General features: G+C 36.9%; 14 protein-coding genes. 9 read left to right on the forward strand and 5 right to left on the reverse strand.

Features of this window, described 5'->3' with window-relative positions; all coding sequences use genetic code 11:
* Positions 1-74: 74 nt before the first annotated feature.
* Complete coding sequence (locus tag HGC4_RS02220) at positions 75-968, reverse strand: hypothetical protein (RefSeq protein WP_050708484.1); 894 nt, start codon at positions 966-968, stop codon at positions 75-77.
* Positions 969-1,173: 205 nt separating this feature from the next.
* On the opposite strand from HGC4_RS02220, the gene HGC4_RS02225 reads away from it, so the two are divergent.
* The 5 genes from HGC4_RS02225 (at position 1,174) to HGC4_RS02245 (ending at position 7,141) form a co-directional block, all read left to right on the forward strand.
* Positions 1,174-2,286, forward strand: a complete 1,113-nt coding sequence (locus HGC4_RS02225; RefSeq protein ID WP_050708485.1) for an isochorismate synthase — start codon at positions 1,174-1,176, stop codon at positions 2,284-2,286.
* Between the two features lie 8 nt (positions 2,287-2,294).
* Positions 2,295-3,965, forward strand: coding sequence for a 2-succinyl-5-enolpyruvyl-6-hydroxy-3-cyclohexene-1-carboxylic-acid synthase (gene menD, locus HGC4_RS02230; protein ID WP_050708486.1), 1,671 nt, complete (start codon positions 2,295-2,297; stop codon positions 3,963-3,965).
* Between the two features lie 112 nt (positions 3,966-4,077).
* Entirely contained in the window at positions 4,078-4,902 is an 825-nt protein-coding gene (gene menB / locus HGC4_RS02235) for a 1,4-dihydroxy-2-naphthoyl-CoA synthase (protein ID WP_050708487.1), read from the forward strand.
* 101 nt (positions 4,903-5,003) lie between these two features.
* A complete protein-coding gene (locus HGC4_RS02240; RefSeq protein WP_050708488.1) occupies positions 5,004-6,059 on the forward strand; it encodes an o-succinylbenzoate synthase in 1,056 nt (351 codons plus the stop codon).
* Positions 6,060-6,061: 2 nt separating this feature from the next.
* Positions 6,062-7,141, forward strand: a complete 1,080-nt coding sequence (locus HGC4_RS02245; protein WP_050708489.1) for an AMP-binding protein — start codon at positions 6,062-6,064, stop codon at positions 7,139-7,141.
* Positions 7,142-7,150: 9 nt separating this feature from the next.
* On the opposite strand, the gene HGC4_RS02250 is transcribed toward HGC4_RS02245, so the two are convergent.
* From HGC4_RS02250 to HGC4_RS02260, 3 genes are all read right to left on the reverse strand, one after another.
* Positions 7,151-7,888: a class I SAM-dependent methyltransferase gene (locus HGC4_RS02250; RefSeq protein ID WP_050708490.1), complete on the reverse strand. Its 738-nt coding sequence runs from the start codon at positions 7,886-7,888 to the stop codon at positions 7,151-7,153.
* A gap of 190 nt (positions 7,889-8,078) precedes the next feature.
* A complete protein-coding gene (locus HGC4_RS02255) occupies positions 8,079-9,557 on the reverse strand; it encodes a hypothetical protein (RefSeq protein WP_050708491.1) in 1,479 nt (492 codons plus the stop codon).
* Between the two features lie 108 nt (positions 9,558-9,665).
* On the reverse strand, positions 9,666-12,524 hold the full coding sequence (locus HGC4_RS02260) for a TonB-dependent receptor (protein WP_050708492.1): 2,859 nt from the start codon (positions 12,522-12,524) through the stop codon (positions 9,666-9,668).
* A gap of 408 nt (positions 12,525-12,932) precedes the next feature.
* Between HGC4_RS02260 and nadA the strand changes: the two genes are divergently transcribed.
* The 4 genes from nadA (at position 12,933) to HGC4_RS02280 (ending at position 17,517) form a co-directional block, all read left to right on the forward strand.
* On the forward strand, positions 12,933-13,940 hold the full coding sequence (gene nadA / locus HGC4_RS02265) for a quinolinate synthase NadA (protein ID WP_050708493.1): 1,008 nt from the start codon (positions 12,933-12,935) through the stop codon (positions 13,938-13,940).
* Positions 13,941-14,008: 68 nt separating this feature from the next.
* Complete coding sequence (gene nadB, locus HGC4_RS02270) at positions 14,009-15,589, forward strand: L-aspartate oxidase (protein WP_050708494.1); 1,581 nt, start codon at positions 14,009-14,011, stop codon at positions 15,587-15,589.
* Entirely contained in the window at positions 15,586-16,446 is an 861-nt protein-coding gene (gene nadC, locus HGC4_RS02275) for a carboxylating nicotinate-nucleotide diphosphorylase (protein WP_050708495.1), read from the forward strand. The genes nadB and nadC overlap by 4 nt, the downstream gene beginning before the upstream one ends.
* A 225-nt stretch (positions 16,447-16,671) precedes the next feature.
* Positions 16,672-17,517, forward strand: a complete 846-nt coding sequence (locus HGC4_RS02280; protein ID WP_050708496.1) for a hypothetical protein — start codon at positions 16,672-16,674, stop codon at positions 17,515-17,517.
* A 217-nt stretch (positions 17,518-17,734) separates the two neighbouring features.
* Here the strand turns inward: HGC4_RS02280 and HGC4_RS02285 are convergent, their stop codons facing one another.
* Positions 17,735-18,205: a hypothetical protein gene (locus tag HGC4_RS02285; RefSeq protein WP_050708497.1), complete on the reverse strand. Its 471-nt coding sequence runs from the start codon at positions 18,203-18,205 to the stop codon at positions 17,735-17,737.
* Positions 18,206-18,228: the final 23 nt, after the last annotated feature.

Here is an 18,228-nt window from a genome sequence, read left to right on the forward strand (position 1 = left end):
TGACAGCTGTCCATTTGACTTTAAGAAAATTTATTAAGAAAAAAAATACCGTTTTCAATAGAATAAACTCCTTCCTATTTTTTAGGCAAGGTATTTCTTTTAGTTTCTTTTAGTTTCACAAATATTGTCAAAAGTACCCAAACTACATTGGAAGATATTATAAAGAAAACCGTCCACCACAAACTTGCTCCTGCTCTTGATTCATAATCACCTTCTTGCTCTATTAGAATTATGAGATTACCATCATCATGCAAAAGATTAGTTTGTTGAATTGCCTTCATATAATCATCTCTTACATCCGAATTTGATAATCGCTTTAAAAATGAAGTTTTGTATTCATACTTACTGTAAAGCACCGCCGATGAGTCTAAAAATTGAGAAATTAGTTTCTCTTGTTTCTCCTTGTCATCCAATAATCTGTTACTAAATTTTTCCTCAAACATAGTTCCGATCCAAATATTATTGTTGTGAATATTATCACCTTCATTTGTTAAGGGACAAATATAATAACATCCAATTCCTACTTCGTTTCCTCTACCAGGGTAACCTCTTCCAACAAACAAGCGGCTTTTCTCTTTGTGCTGTGATGACATTTCGATTGAATAATACATTGTCGGTTTATTATTCAAAATTTCATCTACGTTTTTTAAACAAGTTAATTCTCCAGTTTCCTCGTCAAGGTAAAAAAGAAAGGTTAAAACCGGCAGCATCAATAAAACAAAAGATATAAAAAGAGTGATTTCTTTAAATTTGGCTGCCATATCAAGTAGACGAAGTTTTTTGCGGAAATAGAACCAAGTTAGAAATGCCGAAATTGCCATTGGAATAAACAACCCGAAAATTTCATCATGAAAATCAAAAAGTTTCAGTTGAATAAAAACAAGCCAATAAGATGAACAATATATCACCAAAAAACCGGTCGATACAAGAATAAATGGTAGTATTATTTGCTTCCGTTTTTCTTTCATTAGATTAGACCCTATAACATACTTACTAAAATCAAAGGTAACCAATACGTCTGGTTCACCAAAGAATCCCTATTCGCCTTTCCTTATACACTGATCTTTTGATCTAACTTTTAAGACAAAAAATTCAATTATCAGTAGAATAAACTCTAATTTAGCATATTTTTACGGATCAACTCGATCCAAAAGATAGTTTGAATTTTTAATCATGAAATTTAGAGAACACCTCAAATATAGTTTTTTTGATTTACTGATCAATAAGAATATTAGTTTTGTCCTATACCGCTTACCGGGCGAACATGATGTACGTTTAGTATTGCAGACTACGGATCAATCGGAAACTTTTTTAAGTCTTTCGGATTTGAATAATAAAAAAGGGTTTGTTATCGCTCCTTTTCAAATATCAAAGACAGCACCAATAGTATTAATTCAGCCAGATATTGTACTGACAGGAGAAGAGAGTATATTCAATTATTTATACAAATCGTCCTTTACAAATAATGTGAATAAACAGCCTGCAGTTTTCTTTGAAGAATCAAAAGCTACAAGGTTTGATCATTATCAAAAAGGATACGCCAAGTTTCATGATATCCTGATTGAAGAGTCTTTGAAGAAGTTGGTACTTTCACGTACATTCGAAATTGTGCGAGACGAGAATTTTTCAGCAGGATTGTCTTTCGAAAGAGCTTGTGAAAAATACCCTGATAATTTCATCTTTCTGTGTAATAACGCCCAATCGGGAGCTTGGCTTGGATGCTCTCCCGAAGTGCTTGTTTCGGGGCAGAATGGAAACTGGAAAACCGATGCATTAGCAGGTACAAAGAAAACATCTAAGGATGATGAGGTAATCTGGGATAATAAAAACCGTCTCGAGCAGCAAATTGTTATTGAATATATGCAGGAACAATTGCTAAAAGCCGGCATAGAATCGACTTATAGCGAGCCTAAGACCATTCGGTCGGGAAATTTAGCTCATCTCAAAAGCGAATTTACTTTTCAGATAGACGACTCTTCTAAAATAGGAAATTTGTTAAACTTGCTTCATCCAAGCCCTGCGGTTTGTGGCTTCCCTAAAAAAGAGGCATTTGATTTCATTATCGAAAACGAAGGGTATGACCGAAAATACTATTCAGGATTTTTAGGGTATCTGGATGTGGATAACAAAACAGATTTATTTGTAAATTTGAGATGTATGCAGATATTCAAACAAAACTTGAGATTATTTGCGGGAGGTGGAATACTCCCCTCATCGGAGCTGATATCGGAATGGAAAGAAACCGAGTATAAGCTGCAAACCATATTGTCAATAATAAACGAATAGCACAACATATGTTCTCAGTAAAGAAAAATGTATTACAAACAGTGGCTTTACTCAAAGCTTATGGAGTAAAACAAATTGTACTTTCGCCCGGATCACGCAATGCCCCTTTGATGCAGACTTTTTCGCAAGATGCGTTTTTTGAGTGTCATACGATTGTGGACGAACGAAATGCTGCCTTTTATGCTCTGGGAATAATTCAGGCTTTACAACAACCGGTTGCTATTTGTTGTACATCGGGATCCGCATTACTAAACTATGCTCCGGCAGTAAGTGAGGCGTATTATCAACAATTACCTTTGATAGTGGTTTCTGCCGACCGTTCTCCGGAATGGATCGGACAGATGGACGGACAGACTTTGCCTCAAGCAGGGGTATTCGGTTCGTTATCTAAAAAATCAGTCAATCTACCGGAGATTAATAGCGAAACAGACGAATGGTTTTGCAATCGTCTAATCAATGAAGCCTTGATAGCTTGCACAGCCGATGCTTCGGGTCCTGTGCATATAAATATACCATTGTACGAACCTCTTTTTGATTACTCGGAAGAGAGTCTCCCCGAAGTAAGGAAAATAGAGTATGTACGACCTCGAAAATCAGTTGATATAAATCCTTTTATCGAAAAGTGGAATAAACTATCTAAACGCTTAATCATTGTAGGTCAACAGTTTCAAACTCCTGAGTTAACTAAATTACTTGAAAGTTTAGCAGAGAAGACCGATTGTTCAGTCTTTGTCGAAAACCTATCAAATTGTGTTTCTCCTTCGTTTATTGATAATTTCGATGCCTTACTATATACGATATCCGAAGAAGAGAAAGGGAATTTCTCACCTGATCTGGTTATTACACTCGGCGGGCATATTGTTTCAAAACGATTGAAGCACTTTATCAGACAGCATAAACCGAAAAATCACTGGCATCTAACCGAGTCGGGAGAAGTGGTAGACTTGTTTCAATCATTGACTGATTTAGTGGAAACAGAGGCTATTGATTTCTTTTCTAAATTATCAGCGCAAGTAACAAACGAGAAAGAAAAGCCTTTTTTCAGTTTATGGAAAAAGGCTTCTAAACTTATACCCGAACCAAGAGAGGATATGCCTTTTTCGGATATATCGGCTACGGGAGATTTTCTAAAAGTATTACCTAAAAATTCGGTTCTTCACCTTGCTAATAGTTCTACGGTACGAAATGTGCAGTTGTTTCAATTAGATAAATCAATCAAAGTATATTGCAACCGAGGTATAAATGGTATAGAAAGTACCCTACCCTCTGTAGTGGGATTTGCGTCCGTTCACAAAGAGCCTGTTTATTTAATCATAGGTGATCTTAGTTTCTTTTACGGACTGAATGCTTTGTGGAATATACAGCATATCCAAAATCTGCGGATACTTTTGATTAATAATGGAGGAGGAGGTATTTTTCACCTGCTTCCGGGGTTGAATAAAGCTCCTTCTTTAAAAGAATATGTGTCGGCAGAGCATACTACACAAGCAAAAGACTGGGCTTTAGCCGCAGGATTAAAATATTTATCAGCAGAAAATCAAGATACTATAAAAGAGAATCTTAGGACATTCACAGCGCCAGATACCGATCAGTCAGTTTTACTTGAAATATCTACAAATATGGAAATTAGCAAGAAAACTTTTCAAGAATATTATCATAAATTGAAAACAAGGTCTTAAACCTTTCGGTACGTTGTAGGGGAGTGAACCTTTGGTTCATCCTCAATTAACGGGCAGAGCTGAACCCTGCCCTTACTAATAAAAAGCATCATAAAACTAAAAACAAAAATATATGTCAACAGCAAGACAATGGGAAACCATCAAAGAATACGAAGATATTCTATTTGATTATTTTGAAGGAATAGGTCGAATTACTATCAACCGCCCACGCTATCGCAATGCATTTACCCCCACTACCACAATGGAGATAAGTGACGCCTTACGTATTTGTCACGAAAATCAGGAAATTTATGTTGTAGTCCTTACCGGAGCAGGAGATAAAGCATTTTGTGCAGGTGGAGACCAAAACGTAAAGGGCAAAGGCGGCTACATCGGCAAAGACGGTGTTCCTCGCTTACAGGTGCTTGAAGTACAGAAACAAATCCGTTCGATGCCTAAACCAGTTATCGCTATGGTAAACGGTTTTGCTATCGGTGGCGGACATGTTTTACAGGTTATTTGTGACATATCAATTGCTTCCGAGAATGCTATTTTCGGACAAACAGGACCTAAAGTAGGCAGCTTCGATGCTGGATTCGGGTCTTCTTACCTGGCTCGCATTGTAGGACAAAAGAAAGCTCGTGAAATATGGTTCCTTTGCCGCCAATACTCTGCCAAAGAGGCTTTGGAAATGGGACTTGTAAATACTGTTGTTCCTTTCGATCAATTAGAGGACGAAACTGTAAAATGGGCACACGAAATGATGCAACACAGCCCGATGGCTCTGCGTATGATAAAAATGGGATTGAATGCCGAATTGGATGGTCAAGCAGGTATACAGGAGCTTGCAGGAAACGCAACACTTCTTTATTATCTGACTGACGAAGCTCAAGAGGGTAAACATGCTTTCTTAGAAAAACGTAAACCCGATTTCAAAAAGTTCCCTAAGTTTCCTTGAGGATACAAGTCGTTTATTGCTGCTATATGTAGGGGCGTATCACATAGCCCGAAAAACCATAATATGACAAATGGGCGTATACAATACGCCCCTACTAGTGAATGGAATTTAAAATAAAAATAATACCCTATACCTTACAGTTCAAAAGACCTGCGGGCACATCACGGGGAGTATATCACGACCATAAAATTTGGTATGTAGTGATATATTCACCCTCCGATCATCAACATTGGGGAATAGGTGAATGTGCTCCCTTGTTCGATCTAAGTTGTGATTACAATGAGGATTACGAACAAACGTTGAAACAGTTCTGTAAGGAATTGGAACAAAATAAGATATTGGATAAGGAGGCATTGCGTCCTTATCCCTCTATTCTATTCGGGTTAGAAACGGCTTTACGCCATTACGAAAGCAGAAACTTTAAGCTTTGGGATAATTCATTCACAGAAGGGAAGGAAGGTATTCCTATCAATGGGTTAATCTGGATGGGTGATTTTCAGTATATGCACGAACAGATAGAAGCCAAGATGGAACAAGGTTTTCACTGTATCAAACTGAAAATAGGAGCTATTAATTTCGAGGATGAAATAAAGCTTCTAAAACATATACGCAAACATTTTTCAGCAGATCAGATTACTTTGAGGGTAGATGCAAATGGTGCTTTTGCACCTCAGGAGGCTTTGGATAAACTGAAACGCCTTTCGGAATTGGACTTACATTCCATTGAACAACCTATACGTGCAGGTCAATGGGACGAAATGGCTCGATTAACCAAAGAAACTCCTTTACCTATTGCATTGGATGAAGAACTTATAGCTATTCATCAACCTGAAGAAAAAAGGCGGTTACTAGAGACTATCAGACCTCAGTACATTATTTTGAAACCAACTCTACATGGTGGTATCAGTGGCTCTGAAGAATGGATAAAGCTAGCCGAAGAATTAAAAATTGATTGGTGGATAACCTCTGCTTTGGAATCAAATATCGGATTGAATGCCATTGCTCAATGGTGTGCTACTTTTGATAACCCTCTACCGCAAGGCTTGGGAACAGGAGGTCTTTACACCAATAACATCGAAATGCCGCTAACCATCAAAGGTGATTGTTTATGGAGCAATCCGAACGGTCAGTTTCCGACACTAGACAATCCGATATAGTTATGTACCAATTAGATAGGGAGAAACAAATAATAACCATTGAGGGAAAAGCATATTTCCCGAATATATTCTTGGGAGAAAATTTACCCGAATTTATCTCTCAATTTCACAACGATTTGTTTTTGTTCTTGAAAGATTGGTTTTCCGATTCTCCGACCCTAAAAGTTCAGACATCGGGTTCAACGGGTATTCCAAAAGAAATACTTGTCGAAAAAAGCAGGATGATGCAAAGCGCACAATTGACCTGCTCTTTTCTTGGTTTAAAAAAGGGTGATTCTGCTTTGCTTTGTATGCCTCTCAATTATATTGCAGGTAAAATGGTTGTGGTTCGTGCTTTGATTGCAGGATTAGATTTATACCCTCTTCCTCCATCGGGCAATCCTTTGAAAGATATTGATAAAGCATTTTGTTTTGCGGCAATGATTCCTTTACAGGTATTCAATAGTTTGCAATCGGATACTGAAAGAAAACGATTAAGCAATATTAAAAACCTGATTATCGGAGGTGGATCTATCGACCCTCACATAGAAGACGCAATAAAGGACTTCCCCCATAAAGTATATTCCACCTATGGTATGACCGAAACTCTTTCGCATATCGCTTTGCGGCAATTGAATGGTATTGAAGCTTCGGATCATTATTATCCTTTCGATTCGGTTACCTTATCTGTATCAGAAGGCAATGCGTTAATTATAGATGCTCCATTGGTTTCTAATGAACGCCTCTACACAAATGATATAGTGGAAATATATGAGGACAAGAGTTTTCGCATTATCGGACGGAAAGACAATATTATCAATAGTGGTGGGGTGAAAATACAAATAGAAGAGGTAGAAGCTTTACTTAAACCTTTATTGAATAACGGTTTTGCAGTTACCTCCCTACCCGATCCTAAATTTGGAGAGATTGTGGTATTAGTCACCGAAAAAGAAATTGATGAGAGTCTAATTTCGAATTTATTGCCTGTCTATTCTATTCCTAAGAAAATAATCAAGGTCTCTAAAATACCTTTAACCGAGACGGGCAAAATAAACAGAGTCGCATTAAAGCAGCTCGTGTCGGATATTTTTCTTAGCAAATAATCAGAGTCATTACTTACTATTTTTAGCAGATATGATGAGAAACATCGGTCTGCGTAATTCGTTTTTCATTTCCTCATTCATTTCCAAAAACCTTGGATCAACCTCCGGCTCAATAAGTCCTGTTATTTGAAAACCGGCTTTAATCAAACCATTTACATAGGTAGTTACTGTTTTATGGTATTTGGTAACTTCTTCTCCCAAGAAATTAGTTTTTCGCAATCCTTCCATAAAATAGTTGTCTACAGGCCAATGTAAACGGTTTCCTGATTCATCGTAATACCAATCCTGAGTTCCGTACGATGTGAAAATCGGATGCTCAATCGAAAAAACAAAGTCTCCTCCATTCACAAGGCAAGCCTTTATTTTAGAACATATATCGTCGAAAGATTCTATATAATGAAATGCCAACGAGCTAATTACAATATCGAAGCTATCTGCAGAAAAATCTATATCCTCAACAGCCGAACATATATATTCTACTGTAGTATCGGGTGCATGTTTCCGTGCTTCGGCTAACATCTTTTCGGAGATATCAACACCAATGACCGATTTAGCTCCTTGCTCAATAGCATAACGACAATGCCATCCGAAACCGCAACCTAAATCGAGAACTCTTTTTCCTTTAAAATCAGGCAACATCGTACGTAAAACATGCCATTCGCCTGCCCCTTTAAGCCCTTCAACCGACCGTTGCATCTGGCTGTATTGCTTAAAGAAATTTGCATCATCATATTTATTTTGTTTCATAATACAAAGATAGTATAAGCGGTGTTTCTATACAACAAAAAACAAAAGCAAGCGACTAATCACTAGCCGCTTGCATTCTAAGTAGAGTATTATTTTTCAGAATCTATATGCAACTTAATCCCTATTCTAAACAATCTCTACTATATGATGTTTCTAAATAAGTGTATTAAGTTTTCACATAACTTATACCTTAATAGTCTGTATTTTGAGGATCAAAATTTGTCCATCCTTTAGTCCAGTTATCAGCATCAGCATCACTCTTGAATGCACCTACATAATCAACTTTATCAAAACCCGATTGCAATAAAGCATCAGTAAATGAAGCTGCACCCAATAAAGGACTACCTGTTGTAGGTCCCCAATTTGGACTAGCTGACAGACTATTAGGTTGTTTTAATTTCAAGTCCGAGATATTAGCCAACACTTTATTACCCGTTTGAGCTACAAAATAAGTGTGAGAGAACGATTGAGCATCGGTCATATCCACTCCATTTGTAGAATATTTATCTACCAAGCTATTGTTTACATCCGATCCCACAACTCCCATTTGAGCAAAGAATACATTATTAATCTTTAATGTACCATTTGTGGCCAAGCTTTGAGTATTTCCTTTTTGATTATCCAACAGAAGTCCTACGGGGAAGCCCATCGCCACAGAGTTAAAGCAACTCAACTGAGAATAACGTCTGATTTGCATAGCAGCTTGAAACAATCCTGTTTTTGAGTTATTATTAGGTCTGTAGTTTCCGGCATTAAGATACTCCAATGTATTCACGAAGTCTGCGGCCTGACCTATCGGACCAACCAAAGTTACATTACTAAATACTGTTGAAGTTTTAGGTGTACCAGCCGTACCTGAAGCATTGTTATCAGATTCAAAACCATTTGATAAAGATGTATCAGCAATCTTAGGGTGACGCACAGCCAAGAGATATTGCAACTTTCCGGAGAAACCATAGTCTGTATCAAAATCGTCATCCCATCCATGATACGCCACTAAATATTTAGCATTAACTGATCCTCCAAACCATTCGTAAGAATCGTCATTTGAATAAGAAACCTGTAAGTGATCTACTTTAGTACCACTACCTACAGCCCCAAAAGTAATACCATTTATTTCTTTGTTTTCTTCGAAAGGATATCCGGCAAACTCAACACGTACATAGCTTAATACTCCTGAATTATCAGCATCATTTTCGCCTCCATATTTTGTTCTTGGTCCACCTTCTATCTGAAGCAGGCCACCGTTATTGGTCTTTGCATTACCACAAATAATAAGTCCGCCCCAGTCTCCCGGTTTACGGCTTCCTTTTGCCTGAGCTGATGTAAATACAATAGGCTCACTTGCCGTGCCCTGTGCATAAATTTTAGCACCTGGTTCGATAATCAAACTTGCCGTCGTTGCCTTATCTCCTTTAATAATGGTTCCCGGCTTAAATGTTACTGAAGCACCCTTGACTACATATACCCAACCTTTTAGTGTATATGTTCCTTTTTCGAAAACCGTATCTTTTTTTATCTCATAGCCGGTTGTACTTCCATCTCCAATCACTCCAACAACAGGTACTGGATTAGGTTCGGTAGGTGAACTGTCATCACTACTACAATTCGTAAAGAGCATGATGCTACTTGCTATCAATGCTAAATTAGATAATTTGAAAAATTTCATTGTGTAAATATTTAAAAATTAAGTTACTAACGTTATTCATTTCGTGTTTTGAAAAATATAATTTAAAGTAGTTATTTTACTTACAGAGATATCAGAAGAACTGATCTCTTAAAAATTGAACTTAGCCGAAAGGCTTATATTCTGTCCCGGATTGAATCTTCTAGTCGTTTGTTCTCTCTCGTGTAATACTCCAGCATCATCTATAAACTTTGGAAACTGTTTATAAAGAACATCCTGAGAGAATATATCTTTAATAGCTGCTGCAATCTCCAATTGTTTCCCTATTCGTTTAGTTACAGTAAAATCAAGTACATTTCGAGGCATTTCGTACATATCGGGTATATCGTCGTTAACTGTACTATTTTCGCTTTTACTCTTTAGCCCAATACCTACAATACGCTTTCCAATTATATTATACATAAGACCGGCAGTTAGTTGTAATGGATCGCTTTGGTAAAAGAAACCCGCATTCACAAGAAAGGGTGATTGTCCTTGTAACGGACGTTCGTCCTCCGTGCTGTTTTCATCGAATTTGACTTTACTCTTTATCAATGATCCATTAATAACAGCCGAGAAATCTTTCAGCCCAATAAAATCAAGTCGTTTTTTCAGATCAACTTCAACTCCTAGATTTTGTCCCGACAAAGCATTTTCGAACGTAAATATTCGGCTTCCTCCACCCGTATTTATAAAAGTCCACTCAATCGGATTCTCGAAATGTTTATAGAAAAGCGCCACAGACACCAACTCCCCAGAGGATGGATATAACTCGTATCTCAAATCCATATTCTGAATATAAGCTGCTTTCAAATTGGGGTTACCTTGTATTCTGTTGAAGAGGTCGAAGTCATAAAATGATGCGGGAGAAACTTCTCTAAATTCAGGTCGATTGATTGACATCCCATAGGCAAATCGAAGAATATTTGATTTATCTAGATTATAACTCACATTTAATGATGGAAAAACATCTGTTGTTTTATATTCCGAATCTTTGGTTTCAAAACCCACCGGCGATATAAAGTTGGTCAACGTCATAATATCATGTTCGAAACGTGCACCTGCATAAATATTAAACTTCTTATAAGGTATATTGATCGCCAGATAAGCTGCCAGAAGTTTATTATTCCCATCATAACTATCGACATTATTAGTAGATTCGTTAATGTACAGTCTATTTGCTCCAAAATTTTCAGGAATAAGAATATCCTTCACAACATCTCCAAAGCGGAAACTATAAGGAAAATAATCTTCATTGTATAAAAAATCAAAGTCTCGGGTATTATAGTCCTTCACTTTATACTCTCCATAAAAACCACCTTTTAAGGTTGAAGTAATAGATGAGTTGATCTTCAAATCGTGCGAATAATTTGCAGCTGCATTATATGTATATTCACTTAAGTCTATAAAATTTCGTTCAATGTCAGCCTGAGAGATGTACATCTGACCATTAAATGGATCTTCCGCAGTAGAAGCATTTTCGGTACGATTAATCATTCTCCGATCCGGCTGATTCTTATTAGCATAAGAGAAGCCCAAAGTCCAATCTAATTTATCAGCAAAAGGCAGAGTATGTTTTCCGGTAAACTGCCCCGAATAAGTAGTTCTACTTGAATATAAATACTCTTCTCTCTCTTGTCTTTTCGAACGACCGCTTGTATAATCCGTTCCTTCACGAAATGTATAACGATCTTGACCTAACTGATTGAAGATATTCTGAAATTCATAGTGATTATCCTTATTCGAAATAAAAGACAAGTTAACCATTGCTCCCAATCGGGCATTTGTGTTATACTGATTATCACTATAATCGTTATCTAATTCTGTTTTATCTGATATATCATTATACACCTCATACTGAGCATTTCTCATATTCATCAGTGTACGACTGGTGTAACTGTAATTCACGGCACTCGTCAATCCCCATTGTTGTCCGCCCTCCGTATTAATACGTCTGCTCATGGCAAAGGAGAATCTCTGATCAGGCAAAGGACTCTTTGTCTTTATAGCCCAATTATTATTGAATCCATTCTTAGTTACAGCATCTATCATTTCGGTATTATCAGCATCAAGCCTGAATGGAACAATATTTCTTAAACTTCGGTGTCCGTTATCGAATCCAAGGAAATCCGTCGAACTTCCGGGATTGTATTTAAAATCTTCAAATTGCGTTTGAGCGTTAAATCCAGTTCCGTAACTAATCTCCATCGAATTTTCACTCGGAATTCCTTTAGTTGCTACCTTAACAAAACCTCCTGAGAAATCGGCTGGTAATTCGGGCTGTGGCGATTTAACTATCATAATATTTTCAATCTGAGAACTAGGAATCAAATCGAAAGAAAAAGACCGACTATCAGCTTCCGAACTCGGTGTAGCACTATTGTTGATCCATACATTATTGTATCGCTGAGATAATCCTCGGGCTACAATAAATTTGTTATCCATAATTGAGATTCCGGGAATTCTTCGTATAACTTCTGAAGCATCCCTATCCTGATTTCTAGATATTTGCTGTGATGACACTCCGCTAACAATTCCATTCGCATTTTTCATAGAGTTAAGTAACGACACCTCCGAATTAATTCTTGCCATGGCTACCACAACAACTTCGTTCAAGGCATTAAGTGATTCCTGCATAGGAATATTAAGTTTTGTTACCTCTCCTCTCTTTACTTCTACATCTGTTACTTCCAAGGCACTATATGAGAGATACGACGCTACAACAGTATGCTTGCCGGCTCCTACATTTAGTTCATAATTACCATCTGCATCGCTCATCACTCCTTGTGTTGTATTTTTTATCGAAACGGCTACTCCGGGTAAGGTTTCACCAGTTTTGGCATCTGTTACAATTCCCCTAATGGAGGTTTGCGAAAACAATACACTTGCAACAAGTAGAGCGAACACTGTTAAGGTCAATTTTAATACGTAATTCTTTTCTTCTGAAATAAGATAATCTTGATTGTGCATATAAATTCTAATTTTCTCTACACAAATCACTCGCTTTATTGTTACAGAGCAGCATCAAAAGAGATAAGGTTAGGTAACAAAATAATTACTTTTTTATGACAGAATTTACAAGAAAACCCAAAACAGGATAACAATGTGTCGATCTAAATACTTTTAACTGATAAATCTTACATTTTAGAACATTTTCAGGTCATTCGATCCAACTTATTCCTCTTCTTGTATGAAATAGAATTATAGAAAGGCTTATCTTTATGCCTTGAAAAGTTTAAGACCTCAGACCTTTTTATTGATTTGGTAGATAAAACAAACCTAAAAGGTTACAGCCTGAGATAGACTAGCAAATACTTACTATTACTTGGTATTTGATCAATCGAATGACGTTGAAATAAACATTTTACTGTACCTATTATGCCTCAACAACTAGAAAACGCCATAAAAACATTATCTCAAAAGGGATACTTGGATATGGAAATTCCGAAAGGAATAGATTTGATAGCAGAAATAAATAAACTGCGTAAAGAAAAAAATGCAATTATACTAGCCCATTATTACCAAACAGGCGATATTCAAGATATAGCCGACTATTTGGGCGACAGTTTACAATTAGCAAGAGCTGCCGAGAAAACAGATGCTGATATGATTGTATTCTGCGGCGTTCATTTTATGGCTGAGACTGCAAAAATCGTAAACCCTACGAAAAAAGTAGTTCTACCCGATACTTTGGCCGGATGCTCTTTAGCCGACTCTTGCTCGGGTGAAGGTCTTAGAGAAATGAGAAAGCAATATCCCAATGCAATAGTAATAAGCTACATCAATTGCGATTCGACAGTAAAAGCAGAGAGTGACATTATAGTAACCTCATCTAATGCCGAGCATATTATAAATGCACTGCCCCTAGATCAGGAAATAATATTTGCACCCGATAAAAACCTTGGAGCTTACCTTAACCAAGTAACAGGTCGGAAAATGATTCTGTGGAATGGAGCCTGTTATGTACACGAAGCTTTTTCGTTAGAAAGAATTGCTCAGCAAATGCTTGACAATCCTAAAGCTAAATTGATAGCTCACCCCGAAGCAAAAGCACCTCTTCTGAAAGTAGCCAGCTATGTCGGCTCTACCTCCAACCTGCTCAATTATGTAGTAGAAGATAGCGGTACCGAATATATTGTTGCCACCGAAGAAGGTATTCTACACGAAATGCAGAAGAAAGCGCCTAATAAAAAGCTGATTCCTGCATTAGTAAATGACAAGAGTTGTAATTGTGGAGAATGTGCATTTATGAAACTCAATACCATGCAAAAACTATACTTGTGCATGAAGTATGAGTTACCCGAAATAACATTGGATGAAGATTTACGCATAAAAGCCCTTCAACCAATCAATAGAATGCTTGAAATGTCAAAAGCCATTAAGTAAGGAGGTCATAGACCTCTTTTATTGCTTTACAATTATAATAACCGAAGGTAGTTATAACATTTAAAAAGATGATTTACACAGATATCTTAGTTATCGGATCGGGTATATCAGGATTGTCTTATGCTCTGAAAGTAGCACAAGAAAGACCTGACGCCACAATTACAATAATAACTAAATCGGACGACGAAGAGTCCAACACCAAATATGCACAGGGCGGAGTTGCAGTAGTAACTAACTTCGAAACAGATAGCTTCGAAAAACACATCGAAGACACCCTAAGAGCAGGTGGTGGATTATGTAATCGGGAAGTTGTAGAAATTGTAATAAAGGAAGGGCCTCAACGAATCAAAGAAATTATTGATTGGGGCGTTAACTTCGACAAAAATAGCAGCAACACTTACGATTTAGGCAGAGAGGGTGGCCATACCGAAAACAGAGTTATACATCATAAAGATATAACCGGAGCCGAGATTGAAAGAGCATTATTAGATGCTATCAATAAACTAGAGAATACCCAACTACTGAATCATCATTATGTAATTGACCTCATTACCGAGCATCATATTCCTAATGAACCATTCGATAAATACAGCCTCAATTGTTATGGAGCCTATGTTCTTGACCTAAAAACACAGCAGGTCAAAAAAATGTCGGCAAAAATAACATTAATGGCGACAGGAGGATGTGGGCATGTATATAAAAACACCACCAATCCTACCATTGCAACAGGAGACGGCATAGGTCTAGCCCATCGGGCAAAGGCTAAGATAAGCAATATGCAGTTTATCCAATTTCATCCCACAGCATTTTATAGTAATCGCCCCGGACAATTGTCTTTAATCTCGGAAGCAGTAAGAGGTTTCGGAGCAAAATTGCGTACTGCCTCGGGAGAACCTTTTATGCATAAATACGACGAAAGAGAAGAACTTGCATCGCGTGATATTGTGGCAAGAGCCATAGACAGTGAAATGAAACTACGAGGAGACGACTTTGTATGTCTCGATTGCAGATCTCTTAACAGAGAAGAATTTTTGAAACACTTCCCCAATATATATCAACAATGTATGGATGAAGGGTATGATATGTTTAAGGACTTAATACCCGTAGTACCAGCCAGTCATTACTTGTGTGGAGGCATCGATGTAGATACATTCGGACAAAGCACAATTAAGAATATGTTTGCTGTTGGCGAGTGTTCCAACACAGGACTACATGGTGCTAACCGTTTAGCCTCAAATTCTTTATTGGAAGCATTGGTATTCGGACACCGTGCAGCCATAAAAACAGTGGAACGCTTAAATGAAGATAAATTCAATTACATCAACCTGAATAAAGTTCCCGAATGGAATGAAAAAGGATTGAAAGTAAATGAAGAAATGGTTCTTTTAAACTACCTACGTAAACAATTGCAAGTATTGATGAGCGACCTTGTAGGAATTGTACGCTCAAATAGTCGACTTGAATTGGCAAAGCAAAAAGAAGAAGAGATATACAGAGCAGTAAAAGAGATATACAATTTCTCTTTTCTGTCACCTCAACTATCAGAATTAAGAAACTTAGTAAGTGTAGCCTATCTGATCATCACACAAAGCATAGAGCAGAAAGAGAACAGAGGTGCATTTTACAACAAAAGCCTAGACAAAAAATGAACAGACCAATATACGTAACCAACGAAAGATTACAGCATTTTATTACCCAAGCTATCAAAGAAGACCTCGGTGATGGAGACCACTCTACACTAGCCAGCGTACCCGAACATTTACAACAAAGAGCTAGACTTTTGGTGAAAGATGATTGTGTACTTGCAGGTGTTGAGCTAGCTAAAGAAATCTTTCATCACTACGATAAGAATCTCAAAATAGAGGTATTCAAAAATGATGGAGACCAAGTTGTAAAAGGAGACGTTGCTCTAACCGTTGAGGGATCTGCGCGCTCTATCTTGAGTATGGAACGCTTCGTACTGAATTGCATGCAACGCATGAGTGGCATTGCCAGTAGTGCACGCGAAATGGCTTTACTTGTAGCAAATACCGATACTAAAATATTAGATACCCGAAAAACCACTCCAAATTTTCGCATGTGTGAAAAATGGGCAGTTTATATAGGTGGGGCAACCAATCACCGTTACGGATTGTATGATATGATTATGCTCAAAGATAATCACAACGACTATGCAGGAGGCATAACCAAGGCAGTTGCTTCAACGGTAAAATACTTACAAGAAAATAACAAATCGCTAAAAATAGAGGTCGAAACTCGAAACTTAGAGGAAGTAAAAGAAGCGCTTGCAACCAATGCCGTAGACATTATCATGCTAGATAACATGAGCCTCGATCAGATGAGCGAAGCTGTAAAACTAATCGGCAATAAAGCTAAAACCGAAGCATCGGGAGGAATAACCAAAGAATCGGTACAAGCCATTGCTAAAACAGGTGTTAATTTTATATCATCCGGATCGATTATCTATTCTGCTCCCAATATTGATTTGAGTCTAAAAGCATTTTAATACTTAATACGTTCTTTGACTAAAAGAAAAGTGCCTGATATTTTCATACACTAAAGATGAATTTATTAGAAATTCTTTATATTTTTATCACGGAGTCTAAATATGTGTATCTTTGTACCCTTAGGTTTCGGATATTTTCACCGTACATTAAGTATAACTATAAGTGTTAGTTATAACTTTGCAGTAGGATATCAAACTCTAACTTTTATTTAAAGACCTCAAAACGTGATACTATTAGCAGAAAGCGGATCTACAAAAACAGAATGGTGCCTAGTAAATGATGATGGAATTATCGAACGTTATTTAACAGATGGTATAAATCCCTACTTTCAATCGAGAAGGGAGATTAGTCATATTGTACGATTACAACTCCCTCCCGTATTTTTCAAACTAAAAGCGAACACTATTTATTTTTATGGTGCAGGCTGCTCTTCAACAGCAAAAAAAGATACTGTAAAAGCGTCCTTAGAAGCACAATTCAGAACACCAGCCATAGTAGAAAGTGACCTTATTGGCTCGGCTCGATCTCTTTTTGGCAGTGAAAAGGGAATAGCATGTATCTTAGGAACAGGCTCTAATTCTTGCTTCTATGATGGAGATTCTATCATAAAGAATGTGAAACCTCTGGGATATATTTTAGGAGACGAAGGTAGTGGAGCTTCATTAGGGAAAGCTTTTTTAGCAGATTGCTTAAAAGGATTGGCTCCAGAGGAACTGTCTGTTCCTTTTTTCGATAAATATGGAATTGACCCTGATCAGATATTAGACTATATCTATACCAAGCCTTCTCCTAACAAATTACTTTCTTTACTTTCAATTTTTCTTTACGAAAATCTTGGTCATCCTTACGCTAAGGACTTAGTATATCAGAATCTGAAATCGTTTTTTGTGAGAAATATTCAACAATACGATTACAAAAACTATCCGGTACGTTTTGTTGGCTCTCTGGCTAATATGTATGCCTCTCTACTAAAACAAATTGCAAAAGAACTGAACGTCAAGATTGATCTTATTCTCGAGAATCCGATGAATGGACTTATAGCATATCATAAATCGAAAGGTAGATTATAAAAAATAGTTGAGGAGTAGATAAGTTTTACCAACTTGTTTACTGAATTAACTTATCTTTCAAGAAATATCCGATATAAGACTTTGCACATTTCATTCATATTGTGCTCAATAATCACTACGGTATGATCTCTCACAATCAAAGAGATGAAAGTCTTTAAATAAAATTTACATCGTGGAAGTGAAGTCCCAGTGTAAGTTATAGATGTATCAACCCTTTTTAGCTTTTATTTATAAATATCCTACTCAACCTCTCTGATAAAGTTGGCTTATACACCTGGAAATTATTTTCATATGCCATTTCAGCATATGGTCTGCTTCTATATACATTTCCATCTTTGTCTTCCAATATAGCTAAACAACCGAAAATTTTTCGAATTCTATTTTCCGGTGATATATAAATTTCAAAAACTGCTTTCATGATAAAGTCATCAGGAAACCCATTGTTTATCAACTCTTTTCCAATAGTTTGCTGTAAAAAATGTAATTGACTTGTGATCTGAGTTATTTGGAGTTCTTGTGGAAATACTTTTTGATTTATAATGTCAATTCGAATATCCTTTACACTTTTTTCGTTAGCAGCATTCCAAATCCAATCTGCCATATAACCCTTTTCATAGTAAAACATTGTACTGAAATACTGCTGTATTAGACTGTTAGGAAGTCCATTTAGATTTTTCTTTTTTCCCATTTTTTCAATGTCTTAAAATGTTC

Origin of the sequence: Dysgonomonas sp. HGC4 (assembly GCF_001261715.1) — a bacterium.
Classification (GTDB): domain Bacteria; phylum Bacteroidota; class Bacteroidia; order Bacteroidales; family Dysgonomonadaceae; genus Dysgonomonas_A.